Origin of the sequence: Erythrobacter sp. BLCC-B19 (assembly GCF_028621955.1) — a bacterium.
Classification (GTDB): Bacteria; Pseudomonadota; Alphaproteobacteria; order Sphingomonadales; family Sphingomonadaceae; genus Erythrobacter.
The window spans coordinates 984,614-1,010,005 of record NZ_CP117516.1 but is presented as its reverse complement, the minus strand read 5'-3'; the positions used below and the strand labels follow the sequence as shown (position 1 = coordinate 1,010,005).

Sequence of the window (25,392 nt, the reverse complement as noted above, 5' to 3'; positions counted from 1 at the left end):
TCTGACCGCACACCATAATCGACCCATCTTTTCATCGATCAAGCCGAGAGAACGCCATGAGTTTCGCCTGGGCCAAGCAGTACGAACCGCAAACCGCCTTGACCAAGTGGCTTGACGAGAAGCTTCCGCTTCCGCGTCTGGTCTACAATGCGGTCGGGGCCGGTTATCCGGTGCCGCGCAACCTCAACTATATGTGGAACTTCGGCGTGCTCGCCGGCTTCTGCCTGATGATCCAGATCGTCACTGGCGTCGTGCTTGCGATGCACTACGCCGCCAACGCGCAGGTCGCGTTCGGCACGGTCGAGCACATCATGCGCAACGTCAACTACGGCTGGATGCTGCGCTACGCCCACGCCAACGGGGCGAGCTTCTTCTTCATCGTGATCTACCTGCACATCTTCCGCGGGTTCTTCTACTCCTCCTACAAGGCCCCGCGCGAGATGATCTGGCTGCTGGGCGTGGTGATCTTCCTGCTGATGATGGCGACCGCCTTCATGGGCTACGTGCTGCCGTGGGGCCAGATGAGCTTCTGGGGCGCACAGGTCATCACCGGCCTGTTCAGCGCGATCCCGCTGGTGGGCGAGCCGCTGCAGATCTGGCTGCTGGGCGGCTTCGCGCCGGACAACGCCGCGCTGAACCGCTTCTTCTCGCTGCACTTCCTGATGCCCTTTGTGATCGCGGGCGTCGTGATCCTGCACATCTGGGCGCTGCACATCCCCGGCTCGTCGAACCCGACCGGCGTGGAAGTGAAGCAGGAATCGGACACCGTGCCGTTCCACCCCTACTACACCGCCAAGGACGGCTTCGGCCTCGGCGTGTTCCTGATCCTGTTCACCACCATGGTGTTCTTCCTGCCCAACGCGCTGGGTCACCCGGACAACTACATCGAGGCGAACCCGCTCTCGACGCCTGCACACATCGTGCCCGAATGGTACTTCTGGCCGTTCTACGCGATCCTGCGCGCCTTCACCGGCGACCTCAGCATCCCGTTCACCGGCATCGTGCTGATCCCGGCCAAGCTGCTTGGCGTGATCGCGATGTTCGGCTCGATCCTGCTGTGGTTCATCCTGCCCTGGCTGGACAAGAGCCCGGTGCGTTCGGGTCACTATCGTCCGATGTTCCGCAAGTTCTTCTGGTTCGGCCTGATCCCGACCATGATCGCGCTGTTCATCTGCGGCGGTGCGCCGGCGGAAGAGCCCTACGTGATCATCAGCCAGATCGCGACGGCGTACTACTTCCTGCACTTCCTCGTCGTGCTGCCGATCGTCAGCCAGATCGAGGTGCCCAAGCCCCTGCCCTTCTCGATCACCGAAGCGGTGGTCGGCAAGGACAAGGCGGCCGAAGCCCCGCGCGCTGGCAATGTCGACGGCGGTGACGCCGGCACCCTTCCTGATGGTTCGCTGCAACCGGCCGAGTAATCGGCCGGGGGCACGCCCCAGCAATCTGAACCGATAACGAGAAAGAGTTCGGTCATGTCTATTCGTCTCGGCGGCATCATTGCAGGCCTTGCCATCACCGCGGTGCTGGTGCTCTGGTCGCTCCTGCCCGGTGCCTACAACTTCGCCTTCGGCCCGGCGCCGGAAAAGCAGCCGTCCTATGCCTTCTACGAGCATGGCCATGGCCCCGAAGCCGGCTTCTCGTTCGACGGCGTGTTCGGCAAGTGGGACTATGCCCAGTTGCAGCGCGGCTATCAGGTCTACAAGGAGGTCTGCTCGGCCTGCCACAGCCTGAAGTTCGTCGCCTTCCGCAACCTGCAGGAACTCGGCTACACCGAAGCCGAAGTTGACGCCGAAGCGGCGGCCTGGACCGTCCCCGGCATCGACCCGGCGACCGGTGAGACCACCACCCGTCCGGGCGAGCCGACCGACGCTTTCCCGAGCCCCTACCCGAACAACATCGCGGCGGCTGCGGCCAACAACAACGCCATTCCGCCCGATCTTTCGCTGATGACCAAGGCGCGTCATGACGGTTCGAACTACGTCTATGACCTGCTGACCGGCTATGGCGAGCCCGATCCCGCCAAGGCAGCCAAGGTTGGTTTCGAGACCCCCGCGGGCCTCTACTTCAACAAGCACTTCCCCAACGTGAACATCGCCATGCCCCCGCCGCTTTCGATTGACGGGCAGGTGACCTATGCCGATGGCACCAAGGCGACCATCCCGCAGATGTCGGCTGACGTGGCCGCCTTCCTGACCTGGACCGCCGAGCCTTCGCTGGTGGAGCGCAAGCAGACCGGGATGTTCGTGATCGGCTTCCTGCTGTTCGCCACCGTGCTGGCCTTCCTCAGCTACAAGCAGATCTGGGCCGGGATGAAGCCGAAGAAGTCGTAAGCTTCTCTCGCTCCGGCACGCATTGGCGCCCCGTCATCCCTTGCGGATGGCGGGGCGCTCTGCTTTGAGGGGGCAAAAGGGGCTTCTCGGACATGGCATCACCGCATCTCTCTCCCGCCGAGCTGAAAGCGCTGGTGCGCACCGTGCCGGACTTTCCGCAACCGGGCATCCAGTTCCGCGATATCACCACGCTGATCGGCCACCATCAGGGCATGGCCGCGAGCGTCCACCACCTTGCCGCGCTCGCCGGTGATGTGGGCGCGCACAAGATCGCCGGGATGGAAGCGCGCGGCTTCATCTTCGGCGCGGCGGTGGCGGAGCAGCTGGGCGTGGGCTTCGTGCCTGTGAGGAAGCCGGGCAAGCTGCCGATCAATACCATCGGCATCGACTATGCGCTCGAATACGGCACCGACCGGCTCGAGATGGACCCTGGCGCGGTTGTGCCCGGGCAGAGCGTGGTGATCGTCGATGACCTGATCGCCACCGGCGGCACCGCGCTTGCCTCGGCGGAGCTGCTGCGCAAGGCGGGCGCTGTGGTCAGCCATGCGCTGTTCGTGATCGACCTGCCCGACCTCGGCGGTGCCGATCGCCTGCGGGCTGCGGGGATTACCGTCGCCTCGCTGATGGAATTCGAAGGCGACTGAACGCGCTGCCGCACGCCGGGGGAACCCGGGCGAGCCGCGCGGGGTTGTAATCATGTAACCCGCTCGTCTAAGCCCCTAATGGGTGCCGGGCGCGCCCGCTCGCCTCGCCGATCCACGCCAAAGGGAACCACCGGAACCGCCAATGGCTTATGCCTTGACGCTCTTGCTGCTGGTCACGCTGCCCTTTGCCGCCGCGCTCGCAATTGCGCTGCTGCACACGGCATCGCGCGCGCTCCATGCGGCACTGGCGGCAGGCGCAAGCGCGGGCGGGCTGGCCTTGCTGGCGAGCCTTGCGGGGCCGGTTATGGGCGGCGAAGTGCCCTCAGCCGCGTGGGCATGGGTGCCGGCCATCGGCCTCGATCTGACACTGATGGTCGATCCGCTGGGCTGGATGTTCGCGCTGCTGATCCTCGGGATCGGATTGCTGGTGGTGATCTTCGCCTATTTCTATCTCTATCCGGGCGAGGCGACCGGGCGCTTCTTTGCCAGCCTGATGCTGTTTCAGGGCGCGATGCTGGGCATCGTGATCGCGGGCAATGTGCTGCTGCTGCTGATCTTCTGGGAAATGACGAGCCTTGCCTCCTTCCTGCTGATCGGTTTCTGGCAGCACAAGCCCGAAGCGCGGCAGGGCGCGCGCATGGCGCTGGCGGTGACAGGCGGCGGCGGGCTCGCGCTGATTGCGGGGCTGCTGCTGCTGGGCATGACGGCGGGGAGTTTCGACCTCGCGACGATCCTGACGCGGGCGGAGGCGGTGCAGGCATCGCCGCTCTATCCGGCGATGCTGACGCTGATCCTGATCGGCTGCTTCACCAAATCCGCGCAGTTCCCGTTCCACTTCTGGCTTCCCCACGCGATGGCCGCGCCGACCCCGGTCAGCGCTTACCTGCACTCCGCGACTATGGTGAAGGCGGGGGTGTTCCTGCTCGCGCGGCTGTGGCCGGTGCTGGCGGGAACCGAACTCTACACCGTGACCGTCACCACGGTCGGTCTTGTGACGATGGTGTTCGGCGCGGGCGTCGCGCTGTTCCGGCACGATCTGAAGAGCATCCTTGCCTATTCCACGATCTCGCAGCTGGGGATGCTGGTGATGCTGCTGGGCTTCAGCCTTGAGGCGGCGGCGATGGCGGCGGTGCTGCACATCCTCAACCACGCGGCGTTCAAGGCCGCGCTGTTCATGTCCGCCGGGATTGTCGAGCACGAAACCGGCACGCGCGACATCCGCCGCCTTGGCGGGCTGGCCAAGGCCATGCCGATCACCGCCGCCGTCGCGACGCTCGCCGCCGCGTCGATGGCGGGGCTGCCGCCGCTGGGCGGGTTCATTTCCAAGGAGCTGATGCTCTACCAGACGCCCAAGCTGGCGCTGTTCGGAATGGCGTGGCTGCTGCCGGTGCTGGCGACGATCGGGGCAACATTCTCGGTCGGCTATTCGCTGCGCCTCGCCGGGCACCTGTTCTTCGGCCAACCGCGCGAGGCCGAGCCCTTTGCCCGCGCGCATGATCCGGGCGCAGGGATGTGGGCCGCGCCCGCCTTGCTGACCACGCTGGCGGTGCTGCTCGGCCTTGTCCCGATGGCGCTGGCCGCGCCGCTGGTGGGGGCGGTGACGGGGGCTGTCACCGGCCTGCCTCGCCCCGCGGTCGAGATTGGCCTGTGGCACGGGGTCAACCTCGCGCTGATCCTCAGCCTGATCGCGGTCGCGGGCGGGGCGCTGATGCTATGGCAACACAGGCTGCTGTTGGCCGCATGGGAGAGCGCCCGCCTGCCCGATGCCAAGCGCCTGTTCGAGCGGGTGATGGCCTTTGCCGACCGCTGGGTGCGCAAGGCGATGGTCGCGAGCCATACGCCCTCGCTCCAGACCATGCTGCTGGCGAGCTTCGCGGTGATCGCGCTGCTGGTGATCGAGGGGGCGATGATCGGCGGCGGCGTGCTGACCGGCGCGCGCCCCGGCATCCCCGCGCCCGTCCCGGCCGTGATCGCCTGGGCGCTGCTGATCGCGGCGACGGCTGCCGTGGTCAACGACAGCCGCAACCGGCTGCGCGTGCTGATCTATGTCAGCGTCATCGGCCTCGTCGTCAGCCTCGCCTTTGCCGTACTGTCCGCCCCCGATCTCGCGCTGACGCAGATTTCGGTCGAGGTGGTGACGATCCTGCTGATGCTGCTCGCGCTGCACCTCTTGCCCAAGAGCCCGCCGATGCTGTCCTCTGCCCCGCGCAAGTGGCGCGACGGGGCTTTGGCCGTGGGCCTTGGCGTATTGGTCGGCGGGATCGCCTGGGCGATGCTGACGCGCGATCCGGGCGCGAGCATCGCCGCCTTCCACCTCGCCAATGCCAAGCCCGGCGGCGGGGGCAGCAATGTCGTCAACGTCATCCTCGTCGACTTCCGCGCCTTCGATACCCTCGGCGAGATCATCGTGCTGGGGATCGCCGGCCTCGGCATCTTCGCGCTGCTCGACACCGCGGCGACCGGAGCGGCAGGCGCGCGGCTCAGGGCGTGGCGCGCGGATATGCCGCTCTCGCCCGAGCGCCATCCGATGATGCTGCTCATCGCGAGCCGGATCATCCTGCCGCTGACGCTGCTGGTGGGCATCTATCTGTTCCTGCGCGGCCACAACCAGCCGGGTGGCGGGTTCATCGCCGCGCTGGTGGTGGCAGCGGCGTTCCTCGTCCAGTATCTCGCCGCCGGGTTTGACTGGTCGGACGCGCGCAAGCCCTTCGCCGAGCACAGCCTGATTGCCTGGGGCGTGCTGGTGGCGATGGCCACGGGTCTCGGGGCGATGGCGCTGGGCGCGCCGTTCCTGACCAGCTGGTTCGACTATTTCAGCCTTCCGCTGATCGGCAAGTTCGAGCTCGCAAGCGCGATGCTGTTCGATACTGGCGTGTTCTTGACGGTGCTTGGCGCGGTGATGCTGGCGCTGGCGCAGCTGAGCCACATTTCCAAACGCGCTGACAGCGCCGCTGCCAAGGCGCAGGAGGACGCGGCATGAGCTACGAATTCCTCGTGGCGAGCGCGATCGGCGTGCTCGTGGCAGGCGGCGTATTCCTCGCCCTGCGAGCGCGCACCTTTCAGGTGGTGCTGGGGCTGACCCTGATCTCCTATGCGGTGAACCTGTTCCTGTTTGCCAGCGGCAGGCTTGTGATCGGCCGCCCGCCGATCTGGGACAAGACCGTGAGCGCCTATACCGATCCGCTGCCGCAGGCGCTGGTGCTGACGGCGATCGTCATCACCTTCGGCATGACGGCCTTTGTGGTGATCCTCGCCCTGCGCAGCTTCCTTGAGAGCGGCAGCGACCATGTCGACGGTGCGCGCGTCCCCTGCGATCCGCAGGACGGGCTGGCTGCGGACGAGGCGGAGGGCGACCAGCCGTGACCCTCGCCGATCATCTGCCGGTCGTTCCCATCGCGATCCCCGCGCTGGCAGCACCGATTATCCTGCTCATCATGCGCCGGCGGCGCGCGCTGGGCGCCGGGCTGGGCTTTGCCGCGTGCCTCGCCATGCTGGCCGCCGCGCTGGCGCTGATGGTTCAGGCGGCGGATGGGACGGTCTCGGTCTATGCGCTGGGCGATTGGCCCGCGCCCTTCGGGATCGTGCTGGTGGCAGACCGGCTCGCGGCGATGATGCTGGTGCTGACCGCGGTGCTGGCGCTCATAGCGCTTGCTCATGCGACAATCACGCGGGCCTCGGCCAAGGGCCAGCACTTCCACGCGCTGTTCCAGTTCCAGCTGATGGGTCTGAATGGCGCGTTCCTGACCGGCGACCTGTTCAACCTTTTCGTCTTTTTCGAGGTGCTGCTGATCGCCTCCTACGGCTTGATGCTGCACGGGCAGGGCGCGGCGCGGCTGAAGGCCGGGGTGCAATATGTGATCGTGAACCTCGTCGGCTCGGCGGTGTTCCTGATCGCGCTGGGGATGCTCTACGCGCTGACCGGCACGCTCAACATGGCCGACATGGGCCTGCGGGTTGCTGAGGTGCCGCCTGCTGACCAAGGCCTGCTGCGGATCGCCGCGCTGCTGCTGGTGAGCGTGTTTGCGCTGAAGGCCGCAGTGGTGCCGCTGCACCTGTGGTTGCCGCGCACCTATGCGGTGGCCACCCCGGCGGTCGCGGCGCTGTTTGCGATCATGACCAAGGTCGGCGTCTATGCCATCATCCGCGTGGTGCCGCAGGTGTTCGGCGTGGACGCGGTCGCAGCGGCGGGGGCGGGTTACGAGTGGCTGTGGATCGCCGCGCTGGTGAGCGCCTGCGTCGGCTTTGCCGGGGTGTTCACCGCGCGCAGCATGGCCGAACAGGCAGCTTACGGCGTGATCGGGTCGACCGGCACGCTCTTGATCGCGGTCGCCGCCTTCACCCGCCCGAGCCTTGGAGCGGGGCTCTATTACCTCGTCCATTCGACGCTGGCAGCCGCCGCGCTGTTCCTGATCGCCGACATTGCCGCTCGGCGCAGGGGGAGCTTTGGCGATGCCGCGCAGCCCGGCCCCGACTTTGCCGGGCGCAGCGGGGTCGCGCTGTTGTTCATGCTTGCCGCGATTGCCGCGGTCGGCCTGCCGCCGCTGTCGGGCTTCATCGGCAAGCTGCTGATCCTCACCGCCGCCGGAGGGCAATCCGGCTGGGGCTGGGTGTGGAGCGTGATCCTGGGGACGACCTTCATCGGCGTGGTCGGCTTTGCCCGCGTGGGCAGTGCAGTGTTCTGGAAGGTGCGGGAGGACTGCGATGCTCCAGCCCGGACGGTGTCCCGCCTCGACCATTTGCCCGCTGCTGTCGCACTGGCACTGCTGGCGGCGCTGTCGGCGGGTGCGGGCTGGGCGAGCGCCTATGCCGACGAGACGGCCTGGCAGGTGCTCGAACCGCTGGTCAACCGCGCTGCGGTGCTGGGACAGGAGCCTGCACCATGAGCCGCCTGTTGCCGCATCCCGGCCTCTCTGTCCTGCTGGTCGTCATGTGGATGGTGATGGTCGGCGACCTCACCTTCGGCGCGCTGTTCCTCGGGCTGGTGTTCGCCGTGCTGGTGCCGATCTTCACCGCACCCTGGTGGCCGGGGCGACCGCGGGTGCGGTTCGGCAAGGGGCTCGCTTTCTGCGCGCTGGTGGTGCGGGACATCATCGTCGCGAACTTCGAGGTCGCGGCGATCGTGCTGTTCAAGCCGACCCGCGATCTGCGCCCCGCATGGCTGACGATCCCGCTCGACCTTGCCTCGCCCGAGGCGGTCACGGTGCTGGCGGGCACGATCAGCCTGACCCCCGGCACGGTCTCTGCCGATGTTTCCGCCTGTGGCCGTTTCCTGCTCGTCCACGCGCTCCATGCCCCTGATCCGGCAGCGGAAATTGCCAAGATCAAGGCGCGCTACGAAGCCCGGCTGAAGGAGGTTTTCGCATGAGCCTGTCAGTGCTTGAGGGGGCGCTCGCCTTCGGCTTTGCGGCGCTGGGGCTCGCATTGGCGATGAACCTGTGGCGGCTGTTCAAGGGGCCGGGGGTGGCCGACCGGATCCTTGCGCTTGATACGATGGTGATCAATGTCATCGGCCTGATCGTGCTCGCCGGGATCGCCACCGGGAGCGGCACGTCCTTCGAGGCGGCGCTGCTGCTGGCGATGGTCGGTTTCATCGGCACGGCGGCCTATGCCAAGTTCGTGCTGCGCGGGAATATCATCGAATGACCGCTGCCGAGATCATTGTCAGCGCGTTGATCGTGCTGGGGGCCGGCTTTGCGCTGGTGGGCAGCTGGGGGCTGGTGCGCCTGCCTTCGCTGATGGAGCGGCTCCACGCCCCGACCAAGGCCACGACGTTGGGATTGGGCGCGATCCTTGTCGCGTCGGTGGTGTGGTTCCAACTTGGCGAGGGGGTGTGGACCACCCACGAGATCCTCGTTTCGGCCTTCCTCTTCCTCACCGCGCCGGTCAGCGCGAACCTGATCGCCAAGGTGCATCTGCACCGGTTGCGGCTGGGTGAGGGGGGCGAGGTGCCCGGCCCGGCAGGGCTTCCCGAGCGCCCTTCGCCCGATGCCGATTGGGCGACGCATGAGGCACCGCAACTGGGCAGCACAGGCGACATGGCGGGCGATTAGCCCCGCCGCGCCTCCTGCGATAGCGCCAGTGTTTCACGTGAAACATCACCGCAGCGCCGGTGCTTGCCGCGCCAGCGCTGCGTAACACCTGCGTAAAACCTGCAATGGCAGGGCAGCGCCAGCCGCCAATCAGCCCGCCTTGGTCGCCGCCGCATAACGCGCCGAGACCTTGCCCCAGTCGACCACCTGCCACCAGCCATCGAGATAGTCGCCGCGGCGGTTCTGCCACTTGAGGTAATAGGCGTGCTCCCACACGTCATTGCCCAGCACCGGCGTGCCCTTGACCTCGGCTGCGTCCATCAGCGGGTTGTCCTGATTGGGGGTCGATGTGATCGCCAGCTTGCCGTCCGCGCCCACGATCAGCCACACCCAGCCCGATCCGAACCGCGCCGTGCCCGCGGCCTTGAACGCCGCCTTGAACTTGTCCATCCCGCCGAACTGTGCGTCGATCGCCGCGGCCAGCTCAGGGGAAATCGCGCCGACCTTGTCTGCCGGCGCCATCGTCTCCCAGAAGAAGGTGTGGTTCCAGTGTCCGCCGGCATTGTTGCGGATCGCGGCCGGCAGCGTGCCCGCGCGCGCGACCAGCTGTTCAAGCGGCACCCCCGCGAGCGACGGATCGGCGGCGATCGCCTTGTTGAGATTGTCGACATAGGCCTGATGGTGCTTGCCATGGTGGATCCGCATCGTCTCGGCATCGATCACCGGTTCAAGCGCCTCGGGCGCATAGGGCAATGGCGCGAGCGTAAAGACGGCAGGCGCAGGCGCAGGCGCGCTCTGCTGTGCGCTCACCGCCAGCGGCAGCGCGGCAGCGGGCAGGGCGAGCGCAGCGATTGCGAGCGAAAAGGCCTTGGCACGGGTCATCACGAATTCTCCTGATCGGCGCGCGGGCGGGCCGGCGCGGCACCTTGTCTTGGCCTCACATTTGGCGACGGCGGCGCGCATGGCAAGGCCTGCTGCGACAAGCCGAGCCCTATGCGCTGGCCGGTGCCAGACGCGCGGCGATGAAGGCGCTCTCGTCAGGGGTGGGCACCCATGCCGAGCGCAGCAGCCCCTGCGGCCCGAACAGCGCGGTGACGATCCCGCCCGTGCCTTCCCTTGCCCACACGGCCGCCAGCTGATCGGCCAGCGGATCATCAACCGGCCCGTTGTCGCCGCGCACATGGCGCAGCCAGGCGGCAAGCGCGGTGAGGATCGCCGGGCAGCCGCGCTGCTGCGCCTGCGCGTCGGCCAGCGTCGCCAGCCAGCGCTGCGGGATCTTCTGGCTGCCGTCGATCGCGATCTGCGCCAGCCGGTGATTGAGCGCCGCATTGGCAAAGCGGGCGATGAGGTCATCGGCATAGGGGTCAAGGCGCTGGCCCGGCCCGGCGGCGATGGTGGGTGCGGCCTCCTCGCGCATCAGCGCCTCGGCCAGCGCGCGCAAGGCCGGATCGGCGATGGCCTGATGAACATAGGCGTGCCCGCGCGCCAACCCGCAATAGGCCAGCAGCGAATGGGCGCCGTTGAGCATCCTGAGCTTGGCGTTCTCGTAAGGCGCGACATTTGCGACGATCTGCACGCCGTGGTGCTCCCACGCGGGACGCGGCCCGGCAAAGCGTCCGGCGATCACCCACTGGCTGAACGGCTCGGCAAACACCGCGCCCTCGTCGCGCATCCCGATCATGGCCGCGATGTCATCACGATCGGCGGGAGAGGAGGCAGGCACGATGCGGTCGATCATGGTCTCGGGCGCGGTGCATTCCTGCGCGAACCAGCGCGCCAGCGCCGGATCGGCGGCATCGAGCCATGCGCCGACCAATTGGCCCAGAATCGTGCCATTGCCCGGCAGATTGTCGCAGCTGAGCAGGGTGAGGCCGGGAAGGCCCGCAGCGCGGCGGCGGCGCAGCGCCTCTTCCAGCAGCGGGTAGAAACCGCCAGCGGCCTGCGCCCGGTCAAGCGCCCCGTCAGGCGCGCGGGCATAGCCCTTTTCGGTGATGGTGAAGCTGGCGATGTGACATTCGGGTGCGGCCAGCCGGGCGATGATCGCCTGACGGTCAGGAGAGCCGACCAGCACCTCGCGCACCGCCCCGATCACGCGGGTCTCGGCGCGCGCTCCGGTGCGCGTGGTGAGGGTGTAGAGCCCGTCCTGCGGGTTCAGCTGCCGGGCCACGCTGTCCGATCGCAGCGACACGCCGCTGATCCCCCATTCCTGCGCGCCATCCGCGATGCAGGCCTCGGTGTACCACGCCTGATGCGCGCGGTGGAACGCGCCGATCCCGAAATGGACGATACCGCTGGCCTGCGGCAGCCGCTGCGGCCGCAGCACCGCGGGCGGCAGATGATCGAGCTGCGCGCGCGACAGCCTCACAGCCGGTAGGCCTGCTTGGCGAGGTTGTAGGCGAGATCGCGCGCCAGCTCGGCGGCCTCGTCCTCGCTCAGCCGGTGTTCGGCGACCAGTTCGGCAAGATAGCCGCAGTCGATCCGCCGGGCGAGATCGTGGCGCGCGGGGATCGAGAGGAAAGCGCGGGTATCGTCGTTGAAGCCGACCGTGTTGTAGAAGCCCGCCGTCTCGGTGGTCATCCGGCGGAAGCGGCGCATCCCCTCGGGGCTGTCATGGAACCACCACGCCGGGCCCAATCGCAGCGCGGGGTAATGCCCGGCCAGCGGTGCGAGTTCGCGGGCATAGGCGCTCTCGTCGAGCGTGAAGAGGATGATCGTCAGCCCCGCTTCGTTGCCGAACTTCGCCAGCAGCGGGCGCAGCGCGGTGACATAGTCGGTGCGGGTCGGGATGTCGGCGCCCTTGTCGCGGCCGAAGCGGTGGAACAGCTGCGGGTTGTGGTTGCGGAAAGATCCGGGGTGAATCTGCATCACCAGCCCGTCCTCAAGGCTCATCGCCGCCATTTCGGTGAGCATCTGCGCGCGGAACAGCTCGGCATCGGCGGGGGTGGCCTTCCCGCCGCGCACGCGGGCGAACAGCGCCGCGGCCTCGGCGCGGGGCAGGTCGGCGGTGGCTGCGGTGGGGTGGCCGTGATCGGTCGAGGTTGCGCCCATCTGCGCGAAGAACGCGCGGCGCTGGCGATGCGCGGCGAGATAGCCGTCCCAGCTCTCGCAGTCCTCCCCGGTGATCGCGGCAAGCTGGGCGAGATTATCGGCGAAGCCTTCGAATTCCGGGTCGACCACCGGATCGGGGCGATAGGCGGTGATCACCCGGCCCTGCCACCCGCTGTCGCGGATCGCCTGATGGTGGGCGAGCGGATCGAGCGGGCTTTCGGTGGTGGCGATCACCTCGATCCCGAAGCGTTCAAACAGCGCACGCGGGCGGAAGGCATCGCTGGCGAGGCGATCGGTGATGTGGTCGAAATAGTGATCGGCGGTGGCGGCGGAGAGCCGCACATCGAGCCCGAAGGCCTCGGCGAACACCCAGTCGAGCCAGATCTGCGAAGGCGTGCCGCGGAACAGGTGGTAATGGCTGGCAAACAGGCGCCACGCCGCGCGCGGATCGGCGCGGCTCTCCTCGCCGACCGGGGCAACGCCGAGGTCTTCCATCGCAATCCCTTGCGAATAGAGCATCCGCAGCACGTAGTGATCGGGCACCAGCAGCAGCTCGGTCGCATTGCCGAAGGGGGCATTGGTCGCAAACCAGGCCGGATCGGTGTGACCATGCGGGCTGATGATCGGCAGGCTTTTGACCGCGTTATAGAGCCGCCGGGCAATGTCGCGCATCGCCGGATCGACCGGCAGCAGGCGATCGGGGTGGAGGGTGAGGGCAGGCGTCATCATCGGCTCCGACATTGATTCGCGCGCGATCATTGCCACGCACGCGTTCTCTATGACACCGGTTTCTTCAAATCGGCCTGCACCGTCAGATCGCGCCGTGTTCGGACAAGGTGGCCAAGGTCGGCGGCACACACCTGCCCGCCGTGATCACAGCACGAACCGCCGAGGCGAAGTCGCCTCGGTGGGTGGCAAGATGGGGTTGGGAAAGGGAGGGCTGGAGCGGGTAGCGGGAATCGAACCCGCATAGCCAGCTTGGAAGGCTGGAGCTTTACCACTAAGCTATACCCGCTCACTGGGCTGGCGGCCCAATGCCATTGTTTGGCTTGGCAGGTCAACGGCGATTTGCCGGTGTCAGGACTGGCGCGGGGTGACCGCCATGTTGTCGATCAACCGTGTCCCGCCGATCCGGGCGGCGACCAGCAGGCGTGCGGGGGTGGGGCCGAGCGCGCCAAGCGGGGCGAGCGATGTGCTGTCGGCCAGCACGGCGTAATCGACGCTGGCAAAGCCTGCCGCGATCAAGGCGGCCTCCAACCCGGCGAGGGTGGCGGTTACCTGCGCGCCGCCCTCGATCGCGGCAATCGCCGTCTTCATCGCGCGGGGCAGCGCCGCTGCTGCGGCGCGCTGTTCGGGGGTGAGGTAGCGGTTGCGGCTGCTCATGGCGAGGCCGTCCGGCTCGCGCACGGTGGGAACCCCGATGATCGCGTCGACGTGCGGCGCGGTCAGATCAAGGTCGCGCGCCATCGTCCGGATCACCGCGAGCTGCTGGAAGTCCTTTTCCCCGAAGAAGGCCACATCGGGCTGCACCTGGTTGAACAGCTTGCACACCACCGTTGCCACGCCGTCGAAATGGCCGGGCCGGGCCGCGCCGCACAGGCCATCGCTGACCCCGGCGACGCTGATATTGCTGGCAAAGCCCGCCGGATACATCGCCTCCACCGTCGGCGCCCACAGCAGCGCCACGCCCTCGGCCTCCAGCAGCGCCGCGTCGGCGGCCAATTGGCGGGGGTAGGCGTCGAGATCCTCGTTGGGGCCGAACTGCTTGGGATTGACGAAAATCGAGGCGACCACGTGATCGGCCGCGGCCCGGGCGCGGCGGACCAGGGTCAGATGGCCTTCGTGCAGCGCGCCCATCGTGGGCACCAGCGCGATGCGTGAACGGGGCGATCCGCCTCCGCCGCGCAGCTGTGCCAAAGCGGTTCTCAACATCAGCAACCCATTGACCGTTTGCACCGCCACGCCTCCACGGTTAGACCGAAACCGCGCCCTAGCGGCGCTTCCTGTCCCAATTCAAGCCGATCCGCTGCCAGAGAGCCCCCGTGACTGCAATGCCGCCTGCATCGAGCGTCCAGCCTGCCGAACCCGTGCTCGCCGGGCGTCGCCTGCGCAAGGGGCAGGCGCATCGCATCGTCTTTGCCAATGAAAAGGGCGGCACCGGCAAGTCGACCACGGCGGTGCACGTGGCGGTGGCGCTGTCCTATCTGGGCGCGCGGGTGGCCGCGATCGACCTCGATCCGCGCCAGCGCACCACGCATCGCTACATCGAGAACCGGCTCGCGACGCTCGAAAAGCGCGGCCTCACGCTGCCGACCCCGGCGTGCGAGGTGTTTCGCGGGGAGACCACCGGCGATCTGATCGCGATGATCCGGCGGATGGAAGCCTCGTGCGATTTCCTCATCGTCGACAATCCGGGGCGCGATGATCCCTTCGCGCGGATCGCGGTCGAACACGCCGATACGCTGGTGACCCCGATGAACGACAGCTTCGTCGATTTCGACCTGATCGGGCAGGTCGATGCCGAGACCTTCAAGGTGCGCAAGCTTTCGTTCTTTGCCGAGTTGATCTGGGAGGCGCGGATGAAGCGCAGCCGGATGACGATCGAGCAGCAGCGGCCCGAGATGGACTGGATCGTGGTGCGCAACCGCACCGGCCACGTCGAGGCGCGCAACCAGGCGCGTCTGCACAAGGCGCTGAACGAGATGGCCAAGCGCGTCGGTTTCCGGGTGACGCAAGGCCTGTCGGAGCGCGTGATCTATCGCGAGCTGTTCCCGAGCGGGCTGACCTTGCTCGACAAGGGGCACCTCGGCGATCTTGGCACCAGCCACCTCGTCGCGCGGCAGGAGTTGCGCGCGCTGGTGAAGGCCTTGAGCCTGCCGGCCTTCGATCGTGAACAAGGGGAGCTGGAGTTGGCCTGATGCTGCGCGCGGTGATCCTGATTGCGGTGGCGTGCTTCTTCTGCCGCTGGGCGACCGGCAAATGGCCGTGGGATTTCCTGCGACCCACGCCGACCCGCAGCCAGGCGATCTTCCGCGCGCGCAAGCTGCTCGGGGTCGAGGCCGGGGCGGGGCGGGACGAGATTATCGCTGCCCATCGCCGGCTGGTGACGCTGGTCCATCCCGACAAGGGCGGCACCACGGCCGCGATGCAGGAAGCCAATGCGGCGCGCGATCTGCTGCTGGCCGAACTGCCGGGCGCACCGCTGCCGACTTCGGATGATGATGGCCTGCGGTAACCCCGCAATTGACACAAGGGCATCCTGGGGGTCTGACGATCCGGGCCGGGAATGGTGGGAATAGCCGGGAGGTTCAATCCGTTATGGATGCGAACATCGGCACGATCCTGCCGCCCGTCGGGTAGCCAGCCTGAGGCAAAGAGGAGCATCGCCCACCATGCAACATCATTTCCACCCGACCGTGCTGCGCGAATACGACATTCGCGGGATCATTGGCGAAACCCTAGGCGCCGATGATGCGCGGGCGATCGGCCGGGCGTTTGGCACGCTGCTGCGCGAGGCGGGCGGGAAGACCGTTGCGGTGGGTTACGACGGGCGCGTGAGTTCGCCCATGCTCGAACACGCGCTGGTCGAGGGGCTGACGGCGAGCGGTTGCGATGTCGTGCGGATCGGCCTCGCGGCGACGCCGATGCTCTATTACGCCGAAGCCTCAGCCGAACAGGTGGATGGCGGCATTCAGATAACTGGCAGCCACAATCCCCCCAATTACAATGGCTTCAAGATGGTATTTCTTGGCCGGCCGTTCTTCGGCGCCGATATCCAGAAGCTCGGGAAACTGGCAGCAGACGGCGCGTTCGCCAGCGGCATGGGCAGCGTCACCACGCGCGACATCCTCGGCGAGTATGTCGAGCGTCTGCTCGATGGGCTGGCCGGGATCGATCCCGAGGCGCTGGAGAAGATCCGCGTCGGCTGGGATGCGGGCAACGGCGCGGCTGGCCCCGCGCTCGAAGCGCTGGCGGCCCGGCTGCCGGGAGAACATCATCTGCTGTTTACTGATGTTGATGGACATTTTCCAAACCACCATCCTGATCCGACTGTGGAAGCCAATCTGACCGATCTGCGTGCGCTCGTCGCGGCAAAGAACCTCGATTTCGGAGTGGCTTTCGACGGGGATGGCGACCGGATCGGGGCGATCGACGGCACGGGCCGGGTGATCTGGGGCGATCAGCTGCTGATGATCTATGCCGAGGATCTGCTCAAAAACCGTCCGAATGCGACGATTATCGCCGATGTGAAGGCCAGCCGGGCGCTGTTCGACCGCGTGGCCGAACTCGGCGGCGAGCCGCTGATGTGGAAGACCGGCCACTCGCTGATCAAATCCAAAATGAAGGAAACTGGTGCGCCATTGGCGGGCGAGATGAGCGGCCATGTGTTCTTTGCGGACGAATATTACGGCTATGACGATGCGCTCTATGCTGGGGTGCGCCTGCTGGCGGCGGCGGCGCGACTCGGCAAATCGGTGACCGAACTGCGCTCCGCGATCCCGCCGATGCTCAACACCCCCGAACTGCGCTTTCAGGTCGATGAGGCGCGCAAATTCGCCGCGATGGCCGAAATCGCCGAGCGGCTTGCCACGGCGCCGGGGCCGGAGGTTGAAAGCGTCAACACCACCGATGGCGTGCGGGTGAACACGAAGGACGGCTGGTGGCTGCTGCGCGCGTCCAACACGCAGGACGTGCTGGTGGCCCGGGCGGAAAGCGACACGCAGGCGGGGCTCGACCGGCTGCTCGCGCAGATCGACGCGCAGCTTGCCGCATCAGGCCTCGAACGGGGCGAGAGCGTCGGCCACTAGCCCTGCAATTCCAATTGCCTGACGCGGGCGGTCGGCTATGACAACCGCCATGCTCGTAGGGATTGATCTTGGCACCACCAACAGCGCGGTCGCGGTGTGGAAGGATGGTGCGCCGCAGCTGGTGCCCAATGCGCTGGGCAAGGAGCTCACCCCCTCGGCGGTCAGCCTTGCCAAGGGCGGGCAGAGCTGGGTGGGAGAAGCCGCGCTAGACCGCATGGCGACCCATCCGGCGGACACCGTCACCAGCTTCAAGCGGATGATGGGCACCGCCTCCACCGTCACGCTGGCGGGGACGACCCTCAGCCCCGAAGACCTCTCGGCGATGGTGCTGCGCTCGCTGGCCGACGATGTCGAAGCGGCGATGGGCGAGCGGCCCACAGCGGCAGTCATCACTGTCCCTGCCTATTTCAACGAACGCCAGCGCCGCGCCACCCGCCGCGCGGGCGAGATCGCCGGGCTTGAGGTCAAGCGCCTCATCAATGAACCCACGGCCGCCGCGCTCGCCTTCGGCCTTGCCGACCGGGGTGACCGCGAGCCGTTTCTGGTGTTCGACCTTGGCGGGGGCACCTTCGACGTCTCGATTGTCGAGATGTTCGAAGGCATCGTCGAAGTGCGCGCCTCGGCGGGGGACAACCGGCTGGGCGGCGATGATTTCGACGAGGCGCTGGTGAAGCTGGTCGAGCCGCTGCTCGACAACCCCGGCGCTCTGGATCGCATCCCGGCAGACCGCCGCCGCGCGCTGCTCAACCTCGCCGCCGAACGCACGCGGCGCGCGCTCACCACCTCCGAAGCCGCCGACTTCAACGTGGTTGCCGATGGCACGCCGGTCACCGCAAGGGTCACCACCGAAGCCTTCGAGGAGGCCGCCGCCGGCCTCGTCAAGCGCCTGCGCGATCCGGTGATCCGCGCGCTGCGGGACTGCCATATCGATGTGAAGAGCCTGTCGGACATCGTGCTGGTCGGCGGGGCGACGCGGATGCCGGTGGTGAGGAAGGCGCTGACCCGGATGTTCGGGCGCTTCCCCAATTCCACCGTCCACCCCGATCATGCCGTCGCGCTGGGCGCGGCCATTCAGGCGGGGCTCTTGTCGGGCGGGGATGGGCTGGAGGAAATCCGCATCACCGACGTTGCGCCCTTCACGCTCGGGGTCAACACCGCCACCCGCGATGCGCATGGCCGGTTTCACGACGACATCTTCGCCCCGATCATCGAGCGCAACACCCCCGTGCCGGTGAGCCGGATCGAGCGGTTCTTCACGCTCGGCGACAACCAGCGCAAGGTGCTGTTCGCGATCTATCAGGGCGAAGCGCGTGACGTGAAGAAGAACGTCAAGCTGGGCGAACTTGAGGTTCCCGTCCCCCCGCGCCCGGCAGGCGAGGTGGGGGTCGATGTGCGCTTCACCTATGATACCAGCGGGCTGCTGGAGGTGGATGTCGAGGTGCCCGTGACCGGGCTCAAGCGCAATCTGGTGATCGTCGACGAGGATGACCGCCGCAGCCAGAAGGACATCGAGGCGCGGCGCAAGGCGCTGGACAAGCTGAAGGTGCATCCGCGCGATGAAGCGGAGAATGTCGCCATGCTGGCGCGCGCCGAACGCGCCTATGAAGGCTTCACCGGCCCGGTGCGCGATTATATCGGGCAGGCGCTCACCGAGTTTCAGGGCGCGCTCGACAAGCAGGACCCGCGCATCATCGCCGACGCGCGCGACGCGCTGGGCGGGCTGCTTGACCAGATCGAGGCCAATCCGCCGCTATGAGCCGGCCTTTTCCGTGGAGCCGGCTCGGGATCGATCCCACCAGCGATGCGGGGGCGATCCGCAAGGCCTATGCCGACATCCTGCGCGCGACCAATGTCGACGAGGATATCGCCGGCTATGCCGAACTGCGCCGCGCGCGCGATTCTGCCTTGTGGCTGGCGGCGCAGGGCGTGCGCGAGGACGCGGAGGAAACGGACGAGGACGAGGATGAGGGCGAGCTCTACGGCCTCGGCGCGCTTGACGATGATCCCGATGACGACTGGCTGGATGATGGCGGCGCATGGGACATCGCGCCCGGCATCCAGCGTCCCGGCGAGGCCGACCCGGATTTCGGCTCCGCGCCCCAGCCGGAGCTGACCGAAGACCAGCGGCGCGCCCGCGCGGCGTGGAACACGCTGCTCGATGTGCTCTATCCCGATGGCGCCAACAGCGACGAGGCCGTCACTCATGCCGAGCTGGAGGAAGGCCTTGCCGCGCTCGATGTGCTGATCGCGCGGGCCGAGGTCGCCGATCTGGCCGAAAATGATGCGCTTGATGACGGGCTGGCCGAAGTCTTCGCGCGCACCTGGCCGCGCTCGGCCCCCTTCGTCGAGCCTGCCAACGCCGCCTTCGGCTGGCTGGGCGAGGCTGGCGCGCTGGAGGAACGCCCGGCGCTGATGTTCCTCAACCAGCGATTGAAGGGGATGCGCTTCCACGAGAATGTGCAGAAGCCCGAACACCCGCTGCACAAGGCGTGGACGGAACTCTCGCGCCCCGGGCGGGCGGGGTTCTTCGACCGGCTCAAGGTCAAGCGGCTGGAGGTCGACAAGCTGCTGACCGGCATCCGCCAGCGCTATCCCGAACTGGAAAGCCACCTCGATCCCGAACGGGTCGCCTCGTGGGACAAGGGCGGGGCGCTGGACGGGACACCGGGCGGCACCGGGCCGAGCGTGGTGCGGTGGATTTTCATCCTGGTGCTGGTCGGATCGGCACTGGTGCGGCTGGCGGGCAATCTTGCCAGCGACGACAGCGACGGTTCGGCACCTTCGAGCGAAGAAGTCTCGCAGGCGCTGATCGAGGCCCAGTTGAGCATCGCGGCGGCTGAAGTGTTCGGCCCCGGCACCGATCTGGCTACCGTGCGCAAGGCCGATCCGGTGTTTGTCGATCAGTGGAAGCTCGCCGTCGGGCAGGGCAGCAACACCGATGCCGCGCTCGCCTTCGTGCGGTTCCGTGCGGCGGCTTCGGCCGAGGTGGCCGAGTATGACGAGCTGGTGGTGCGCGCCGACCTGCGCGGTAGCTGGATGCGCGCCGCGCTCGCCCAGTCGCCCGATGTCTGCCGCAACATCATGGCCGCCGACTTCGCGAGCTTGCCCTTGAAGCTCGACGAGAAGCAGCGCGGGAGGGAACAGGCGCTGCTCAAGCAATTGCTCGAAGCCAAGGTGCTGAACCACAAGCCAGAGGGCAGGCAAATCCGCTATTCGATCCCGGGCTGGCTGGTGGACCAGACCATCAAGGGCAGCGGCCTGCCCGAGGAGCGGCTGGTCGCTGCCCTGACCAAGCCCGATCACCCCGATCGCTGCAAGGCCGAAACCGCGCTGATCGAGGCGACGCTCAAGGCGCCGGGGCGGGTATCGAAGGAACTGCTGCAATCGCTTTAACCCCTATCCAGAGGGCCGATGCTGGGGCACTTAGGCTCCATCGAAATGGAGAGAATCGCATGAAATCCCTGCGCCTGATGCTTGCCGCCGGTTCGGCTCTGTCGCTGCTGGCGGCCCCTGCCACCCTTGCGGCGCAGGACGAAACCGTGCCGATGATCGAAGCCGAACCTGCAACCGATGACGGCGAGCAGCTTTCGGACGACGAGCAGGCAATGGCCGCGCTCGCCGGGATGATGGGCGGGATGGCGAAGGCCGAACCGCTCACCGCCGAACAGCAGGCACGCCTTCCTGCTGCCGAAAAGCTGATCGACCGGATCATGCCCAAGGGCGCGATGGCCGAGCTGACCAGCGGGATGTTCGACGGGCTGGGCGGACTTGGCGGGCTGGGGGATATGCCCTCCGGCCCCAAGCCTGCGCTCGCCCGCGCCTTGTCGCTGTCGCCGTTCGATGTGGAGCCGCTCTCCGATGAACAGGCAGCCGAGGCGCTCGCCCTGCTCGATCCGGCGTGGCAGGAGCGTGAGGCTGCCACCAAGGCGATGATCCCCGAACTGCTGGGCGAGGTCATGGACGTGATGGAGCCGCCGATGCGCCGCGCCATGGCCGAGCTTTACGCGATCCGCTTCTCCGAGACCGAACTTGCCGCGATCGACACCTTCTTCACGACCGAAGCGGGAAGCAAGTATGCGCGCGAATCCCTCTCGATGGCGAGCGACCCGCGCCTGATGGCCGCCAGCATGGAGGCCATGCCCGCGCTGTTTTCAATGATCGGCCAGATGGAATCGCGCATCACCGAGCGCACCGCGAACCTGCCCGCGGCGCGCAGCTTTTCTGATCTGAGCAAGGCCGACAAGGCCAAGGTCGCAAAGCTGACCGGCATGAGCGTCGAGGAGATCGAGAGCAGTATCGTCTCGACCTCCCCGGTGATGGCGCCCGAGCCGCCGCAAATCGACTGATGTGACCGCCGCCGAGGCCGCCGCTCCTCCGCTGCCGCCTGCCATCGCCGCGTGGTTTTCCGCGCGGGGGTGGCGCGTGCGCCGCCATCAGCTCGATATGCTCGCCGAGGCACGCGCGGGCCGCCATGCGCTGCTGGTGGCTGATACCGGGGCGGGCAAGACGCTCGCGGGCTTCCTGCCGACCCTGTGCGACTTTGCGGGCGACACGCCGCCGCATGACGGGCTGCACACGCTCTACGTCTCGCCATTGAAGGCGCTGGCGCAGGACGTGAAGCGCAACCTGCTGACGCCCATCGAAGAGATCGGCCTGCCCATCAAGGTCGAGACCCGCAGTGGCGACACACCTTCGGATCGCAAGAAACGCCAGCGCGAGCGCCCCCCGCACATCCTGCTGACCACGCCCGAGAGCCTCTCGCTGCTGCTCTCCTACCCCGAAAGCGCCGAGCTGTTTGGCGGTTTGAAGCGGGTCGTGATCGACGAGGTTCACGCCTTTGCCACCGACAAGCGCGGTGATCTGCTGGCGCTGAGCCTCGCGCGGCTTCACGCGCTCGCGCCTCAGGCCCAGCGGGTGGCACTGTCAGCCACTTTGGCCAACCCGCGCGACTTCCAGGAATGGCTCGCACCCCAGTCCGGCGCAGACGGCGAGATCGCGGCGGCGGCGCTGGTGCTAGGCGAGGAGGGCGCGGATCCCGAGGTCGAGATTCTGCTCCCGCAGGAAGAGCGCGTCCCTTGGGGCGGCCATGCCGGGCGCTGGGCCGTTCCGCAGCTTTACGAGGCGATCAAGGCCAATCGCACCACGCTGGTCTTCACCAACACGCGCTTCCTCGCCGAATTCATCTTCCAGTGCCTGTGGGAGGCGAACGAGGATCACCTCCCCATCGGCATCCACCACGGCTCGCTGAGCACCGAGGCGCGGCGCAAGGTCGAGGAGGCGATGGCGCGGGGGGACTTGCGCGCGCTGGTGTGCACCGCCAGCCTCGATCTCGGGATCGACTGGGGCGACATTGATCTGGTGGTGCAGATGGGCGCGCCCAAGGGGTCATCGCGCCTGCTCCAGCGGATCGGGCGCGCGGGGCACCGGCTCGATGTGCCGAGCCGCGCGGTGCTGGTGCCGGGCAACCGCTTCGAATTCCTCGAAGCCATGGCGGCAAAGGAAGCGGTCGACCAAGGCCAGCGCGATGGCGAGGCGTTCCGCCCCGGCAGCCTCGATGTGCTCGCCCAGCACGTGATGGCTTGCGCCTGCGCGGGGCCGTTCCATGAGGATGTGCTTTTGGCGGAGGTGCGGTCTGCGCTGGCCTATAGCTGGGTGGACGCGGCGACCTTCCAGCGCGTGCTGGGGTTCGTCTCCAACGGTGGCTATGCGCTCAAGGCCTATGACCGGTTCCAGCGGATCGTGCGGGGCAAGGACGGCGTGTGGCGACTCGCGCACCCCAATCAGGCGCAGCGCCACCGGATGAATGCCGGGATCATCGTCGATAGCGAGATGCTCAATGTGCGGTTCAAGAACGGCCGCAGCCTCGGCAAGGTCGAAGAACGCTTCGCCGCGCAACTCTCCCCGGGCGACACCTTCTTCTTCGCTGGCATGAGCCTTGAGGTCGAGGGTGTGAAGGACATGGATGTGACCGTCCGCGCCGCGAAGAAGAGCGCGACGATCCCCAGCTATGGCGGGTTGCGGCTGCCGCTCACCACCCACCTGTCCACGCGGGTGCAGGCGATGCTCTCCGACCGGGCGGGGTGGGCGCGCTTTCCCGATGATGTGCGCGAATGGCTGGAGATGCAGGACTACCGCTCGCGCCTGCCTGCGCCGGGCGAGCTGCTGGTCGAAAGCTTCCCGCACGGGGGCAAGCAATACACTTGCTACTACACCTTCGAGGGCTGGAACGCGAACCAGAGCCTCGGGATGCTCATCACCCGGCGGATGGAGGATCGCGGATTGCTCCCCGGCGGCTTCGTGGCGAACGACTATTGCCTTGCGGTGTGGGGATTGAAGCCCGTCACCGACCCCGCGCCGCTGCTCTCGCCTGACATTCTGACCCACGAGTTCACCGAATGGGTCACCGAAAGCCACCTGTTGCGCCGCGCCTTCCGTGAGGTCGCGGTGATCTCCGGCCTCGTCGAGCGTCAGCATCCGGGGCAGAAGAAGACCGGCAAGCAGGTCACCTTCTCGACCGATCTGATCTATGATGTGCTGCGGAAATACGAGCCCGATCACGTGTTGATCGAAGCCGCCTGGGCCGATGCGCGGGCGCGGATGACGGATGTGGGGCGCTTGGCTGACCTGCTTGAGCGCTCGGAGCGCGAGTTGGTCCATGTCGAGCTGGAGCGGGTCTCCCCGCTCGCGGTGCCGGTGATGACCATGATCGGGCGCGAGGCGGTGCCGCAGGGGGCGGTGGATGACGAATTGCTGCTCGAAGCCGAAGGGCTGATCGCCGCCGCGATGCGCCCGGATGCACCGCTCGAGGGGGATTAGCGCGGCTGGTGGAGCGGTGCGGGGATGCAGTCGGTATCGGTTTTCGGCAGCATCGCCTCGGCCCCCGGAACATCGAACTGGGGCCGGCCCTCCAACCGCAGGCTGAACAGCAAGGGCATGGGATGGCCGTAGCTCTTGCCGAAGTCCTTGTGCTGCCTCATCCCGTCCATGCAGAACCATTGGTCGATCATGCCCGCTCGCTGGATCAATGCGAGCGTATGGACAGAGAGATTATAGGAGGCGTTCCCATCGGGTTCGAAGGCCAGCAGCGCGCGCGGTTCGAGTGTGCTGGCGTGATTGAGCAGCACCTCCAATTGCCCGGAATCCACCGCCACGCCGTTGAACAAGATGGCATCCTCAGGGGTGACCCTTATGCGTAGCACGATTGGCGGATCGGCCTCGTCTGGCAGATTGGCGGGCGGGGGGCGCAGATCCACCAGCAGCGCGTGTGTGGGGACCTGGCTTGCGGCGAGCAGGAACACCACCGCGATGAACAGCGCGACGAACAGCATCGGGCGCGTGTCGATGCCGCGGATCGGTTGGCCGTGGTCGAAGCGCCGCGGTGCGGGGCTGCGGCGCATCGCCGGGTGGGGCATCAGTCGAGGTTCCGGAAGCGGTCGTTGCCGACGAAGGTGAAGCTTTCCGCCCCCTCCTCGCGGATCAGGGCGATGGTGCGCGCGGCCACATCGTAACTGGCGAGGGCATCGGGATCGAAGCGCAGCACGGGCTGATCGGCGCGCGCGCTGGCGGCGGCGATCTGGGCGCGCAGATCCTTGGCCGAGACGGCAGTTCCGTTCCATGACAGGCGGTCGTCGGCGTCGATGGTGACGGTATTGCTCTCCAGCACCGGGAGCCTCGCTTCGCCCTTGGGCAGGTCGACCGGGGTGACATTGACCGGGGCGGGGATGGCGAGGATCAGCATGATCAGCAGCACCAGCAACACGTCGATGAAGGGGGTGACGTTCATGTCGCCCATCGGGCGGGGGCGGGGGCCGTAGAGGTTGGGGCGGGACACGGTGTGCGGCATGGGGCGCTCTCCTCATTGCAGCATCGGCGGCAGGGGGCGGCCGTGCTGCTGGATGGAGTTTATCGCAAAACCAAGCAGTTGCCTAATGCGTACCGGTATCAGGACAGCAACCGAACAGCGCGCCGCGGCGCCCATGAAAAAGGGGCGCCGCGATCACTCGCAGCGCCCCTTGTCTCTGTGCAAAACCGTACAGCAGCGGTGCAAAACCCGACAAGGCGGGCCACCGCGTGACGGCGCGGCTTACTTGCCGAAGTCGCGGTAGCGGTCGTTGCCGACAAAACCGAACTTGGTCACGCCCGAGCCCTTGATGATCTGCAGCACGCGGGCCGACAGGTCATAGCTTGCGAGCGGTTCCGGTTCGAACTGCAGCTCCGGCTCAACCGCCATCGCCTTGGTCTGTTCGAGGATGGTCATCAGCTGACCTTCATCGACGACCGTGCCGTTCCACAGGATCTGCTCGTTCATGGTGAGCACGACCTTGTTCTTGACCGGATCGATCGGCGGCGGATTGTTGATCGGCGACGGGGTCGGCAGATCGATGTCGACCGAGTGGGTCGCCACCGGGATGGTGATGATGAACATGATGAGCAGAACGAGCAGAACGTCGATCAGCGGCGTCATGTTCATGTCCATCATCGGCTCGCCGTCGAGCTTGCCTCCAGACATACCCATGTCAGTTACTCCCTAGTG

At 67.1% G+C, this 25,392-nt stretch carries 23 protein-coding genes and 1 tRNA gene; 16 read left to right on the top strand and 8 right to left on the bottom strand.

The genetic code is table 11. The annotated features are described in order from the left end of the window. Nucleotides 1-56: 56 nt before the first annotated feature. From PS060_RS04515 to PS060_RS04475, 9 genes are all read left to right on the top strand, one after another. The gene (locus tag PS060_RS04515) at nt 57-1,418 is read left to right on the top strand and encodes a cytochrome b (RefSeq protein WP_273985795.1); all 1,362 of its coding nucleotides are present in this window, start codon (nt 57-59) and stop codon (nt 1,416-1,418) included. A 54-nt stretch (nt 1,419-1,472) separates the two neighbouring features. Next, entirely contained in the window at nt 1,473-2,330 is an 858-nt protein-coding gene (locus tag PS060_RS04510; RefSeq protein WP_273985793.1) for a cytochrome c1, read from the top strand. A 92-nt stretch (nt 2,331-2,422) separates the two neighbouring features. Further along, complete coding sequence (locus PS060_RS04505) at nt 2,423-2,974, top strand: adenine phosphoribosyltransferase (RefSeq protein WP_273985792.1); 552 nt, start codon at nt 2,423-2,425, stop codon at nt 2,972-2,974. Nucleotides 2,975-3,116: 142 nt separating this feature from the next. Beyond that, the gene (locus tag PS060_RS04500) at nt 3,117-5,954 is read left to right on the top strand and encodes a monovalent cation/H+ antiporter subunit A (protein WP_273985791.1); all 2,838 of its coding nucleotides are present in this window, start codon (nt 3,117-3,119) and stop codon (nt 5,952-5,954) included. After that, complete coding sequence (locus tag PS060_RS04495; RefSeq protein WP_273985788.1) at nt 5,951-6,337, top strand: Na+/H+ antiporter subunit C; 387 nt, start codon at nt 5,951-5,953, stop codon at nt 6,335-6,337. Before PS060_RS04500 ends, PS060_RS04495 begins: the two co-directional genes overlap by 4 nt. Next, nucleotides 6,334-7,857 carry a monovalent cation/H+ antiporter subunit D gene (locus tag PS060_RS04490; protein ID WP_273985786.1) on the top strand — a complete coding sequence of 508 codons (1,524 nt, stop codon included), beginning with the start codon at nt 6,334-6,336 and terminating at the stop codon, nt 7,855-7,857. The genes PS060_RS04495 and PS060_RS04490 overlap by 4 nt, the downstream gene beginning before the upstream one ends. Further along, the gene (locus PS060_RS04485) at nt 7,854-8,339 is read left to right on the top strand and encodes a Na+/H+ antiporter subunit E (protein ID WP_273985783.1); all 486 of its coding nucleotides are present in this window, start codon (nt 7,854-7,856) and stop codon (nt 8,337-8,339) included. Before PS060_RS04490 ends, PS060_RS04485 begins: the two co-directional genes overlap by 4 nt. Continuing rightward, the gene (locus PS060_RS04480) at nt 8,336-8,617 is read left to right on the top strand and encodes a K+/H+ antiporter subunit F (RefSeq protein ID WP_273985782.1); all 282 of its coding nucleotides are present in this window, start codon (nt 8,336-8,338) and stop codon (nt 8,615-8,617) included. Before PS060_RS04485 ends, PS060_RS04480 begins: the two co-directional genes overlap by 4 nt. Then, entirely contained in the window at nt 8,614-9,024 is a 411-nt protein-coding gene (locus tag PS060_RS04475; protein ID WP_273985780.1) for a Na+/H+ antiporter subunit G, read from the top strand. The genes PS060_RS04480 and PS060_RS04475 overlap by 4 nt, the downstream gene beginning before the upstream one ends. Nucleotides 9,025-9,153: 129 nt before the next feature. On the opposite strand, the gene PS060_RS04470 is transcribed toward PS060_RS04475, so the two are convergent. The 5 genes from PS060_RS04470 to panC form a co-directional block, all read right to left on the bottom strand. Next, on the bottom strand, nt 9,154-9,885 hold the full coding sequence (locus tag PS060_RS04470) for a superoxide dismutase (RefSeq protein WP_273985778.1): 732 nt from the start codon (nt 9,883-9,885) through the stop codon (nt 9,154-9,156). 109 nt (nt 9,886-9,994) lie between these two features. Further along, nucleotides 9,995-11,368 (bottom strand): mannitol dehydrogenase family protein, encoded by a 1,374-nt coding sequence (locus tag PS060_RS04465; RefSeq protein WP_273985777.1) that lies wholly within the window; start codon nt 11,366-11,368, stop codon nt 9,995-9,997. Next, nucleotides 11,365-12,777 carry a glucuronate isomerase gene (gene uxaC / locus PS060_RS04460; RefSeq protein ID WP_273986842.1) on the bottom strand — a complete coding sequence of 471 codons (1,413 nt, stop codon included), beginning with the start codon at nt 12,775-12,777 and terminating at the stop codon, nt 11,365-11,367. Before uxaC ends, PS060_RS04465 begins: the two co-directional genes overlap by 4 nt. A 215-nt stretch (nt 12,778-12,992) precedes the next feature. Further along, nucleotides 12,993-13,066, bottom strand: a tRNA-Gly gene (locus PS060_RS04455). Nucleotides 13,067-13,128: 62 nt separating this feature from the next. Further along, a complete protein-coding gene (gene panC / locus PS060_RS04450; protein ID WP_273985776.1) occupies nt 13,129-14,007 on the bottom strand; it encodes a pantoate--beta-alanine ligase in 879 nt (292 codons plus the stop codon). A gap of 95 nt (nt 14,008-14,102) precedes the next feature. Here panC and PS060_RS04445 point away from each other — a divergent pair, with 95 nt between their 5' ends. The 7 genes from PS060_RS04445 to PS060_RS04415 all read left to right on the top strand — a co-directional run bounded on the left by PS060_RS04445 (nt 14,103) and on the right by PS060_RS04415 (nt 23,675). Further along, nucleotides 14,103-14,969, top strand: a complete 867-nt coding sequence (locus PS060_RS04445) for a division plane positioning ATPase MipZ (RefSeq protein ID WP_443112414.1) — start codon at nt 14,103-14,105, stop codon at nt 14,967-14,969. Beyond that, nucleotides 14,969-15,286 carry a J domain-containing protein gene (locus tag PS060_RS04440; RefSeq protein WP_273985775.1) on the top strand — a complete coding sequence of 106 codons (318 nt, stop codon included), beginning with the start codon at nt 14,969-14,971 and terminating at the stop codon, nt 15,284-15,286. Before PS060_RS04445 ends, PS060_RS04440 begins: the two co-directional genes overlap by 1 nt. Nucleotides 15,287-15,443: 157 nt before the next feature. Further along, a complete protein-coding gene (pgmG, locus tag PS060_RS04435) occupies nt 15,444-16,859 on the top strand; it encodes a phosphoglucomutase/phosphomannomutase PgmG (protein ID WP_273985774.1) in 1,416 nt (471 codons plus the stop codon). Between the two features lie 49 nt (nt 16,860-16,908). After that, nucleotides 16,909-18,615 carry an Hsp70 family protein gene (locus PS060_RS04430; protein WP_273985773.1) on the top strand — a complete coding sequence of 569 codons (1,707 nt, stop codon included), beginning with the start codon at nt 16,909-16,911 and terminating at the stop codon, nt 18,613-18,615. Beyond that, nucleotides 18,612-20,252, top strand: coding sequence for a hypothetical protein (locus PS060_RS04425; protein ID WP_273985770.1), 1,641 nt, complete (start codon nt 18,612-18,614; stop codon nt 20,250-20,252). Before PS060_RS04430 ends, PS060_RS04425 begins: the two co-directional genes overlap by 4 nt. A 59-nt stretch (nt 20,253-20,311) precedes the next feature. Continuing rightward, the gene (locus tag PS060_RS04420; RefSeq protein WP_273985767.1) at nt 20,312-21,205 is read left to right on the top strand and encodes a DUF2059 domain-containing protein; all 894 of its coding nucleotides are present in this window, start codon (nt 20,312-20,314) and stop codon (nt 21,203-21,205) included. A gap of 1 nt (nt 21,206) precedes the next feature. Continuing rightward, entirely contained in the window at nt 21,207-23,675 is a 2,469-nt protein-coding gene (locus PS060_RS04415) for a ligase-associated DNA damage response DEXH box helicase (protein ID WP_273985765.1), read from the top strand. Here the strand turns inward: PS060_RS04415 and PS060_RS04410 are convergent. From PS060_RS04410 to PS060_RS04400, 3 genes are all read right to left on the bottom strand, one after another. Then, nucleotides 23,672-24,271, bottom strand: coding sequence for an ExbD/TolR family protein (locus tag PS060_RS04410; protein ID WP_273985764.1), 600 nt, complete (start codon nt 24,269-24,271; stop codon nt 23,672-23,674). The genes PS060_RS04415 and PS060_RS04410 overlap by 4 nt on opposite strands. Then, a complete protein-coding gene (locus PS060_RS04405; protein ID WP_273985763.1) occupies nt 24,271-24,702 on the bottom strand; it encodes an ExbD/TolR family protein in 432 nt (143 codons plus the stop codon). Before PS060_RS04405 ends, PS060_RS04410 begins: the two co-directional genes overlap by 1 nt. A gap of 240 nt (nt 24,703-24,942) precedes the next feature. Then, the gene (locus tag PS060_RS04400) at nt 24,943-25,374 is read right to left on the bottom strand and encodes an ExbD/TolR family protein (protein WP_273985762.1); all 432 of its coding nucleotides are present in this window, start codon (nt 25,372-25,374) and stop codon (nt 24,943-24,945) included. Nucleotides 25,375-25,392 lie beyond the last annotated feature (18 nt).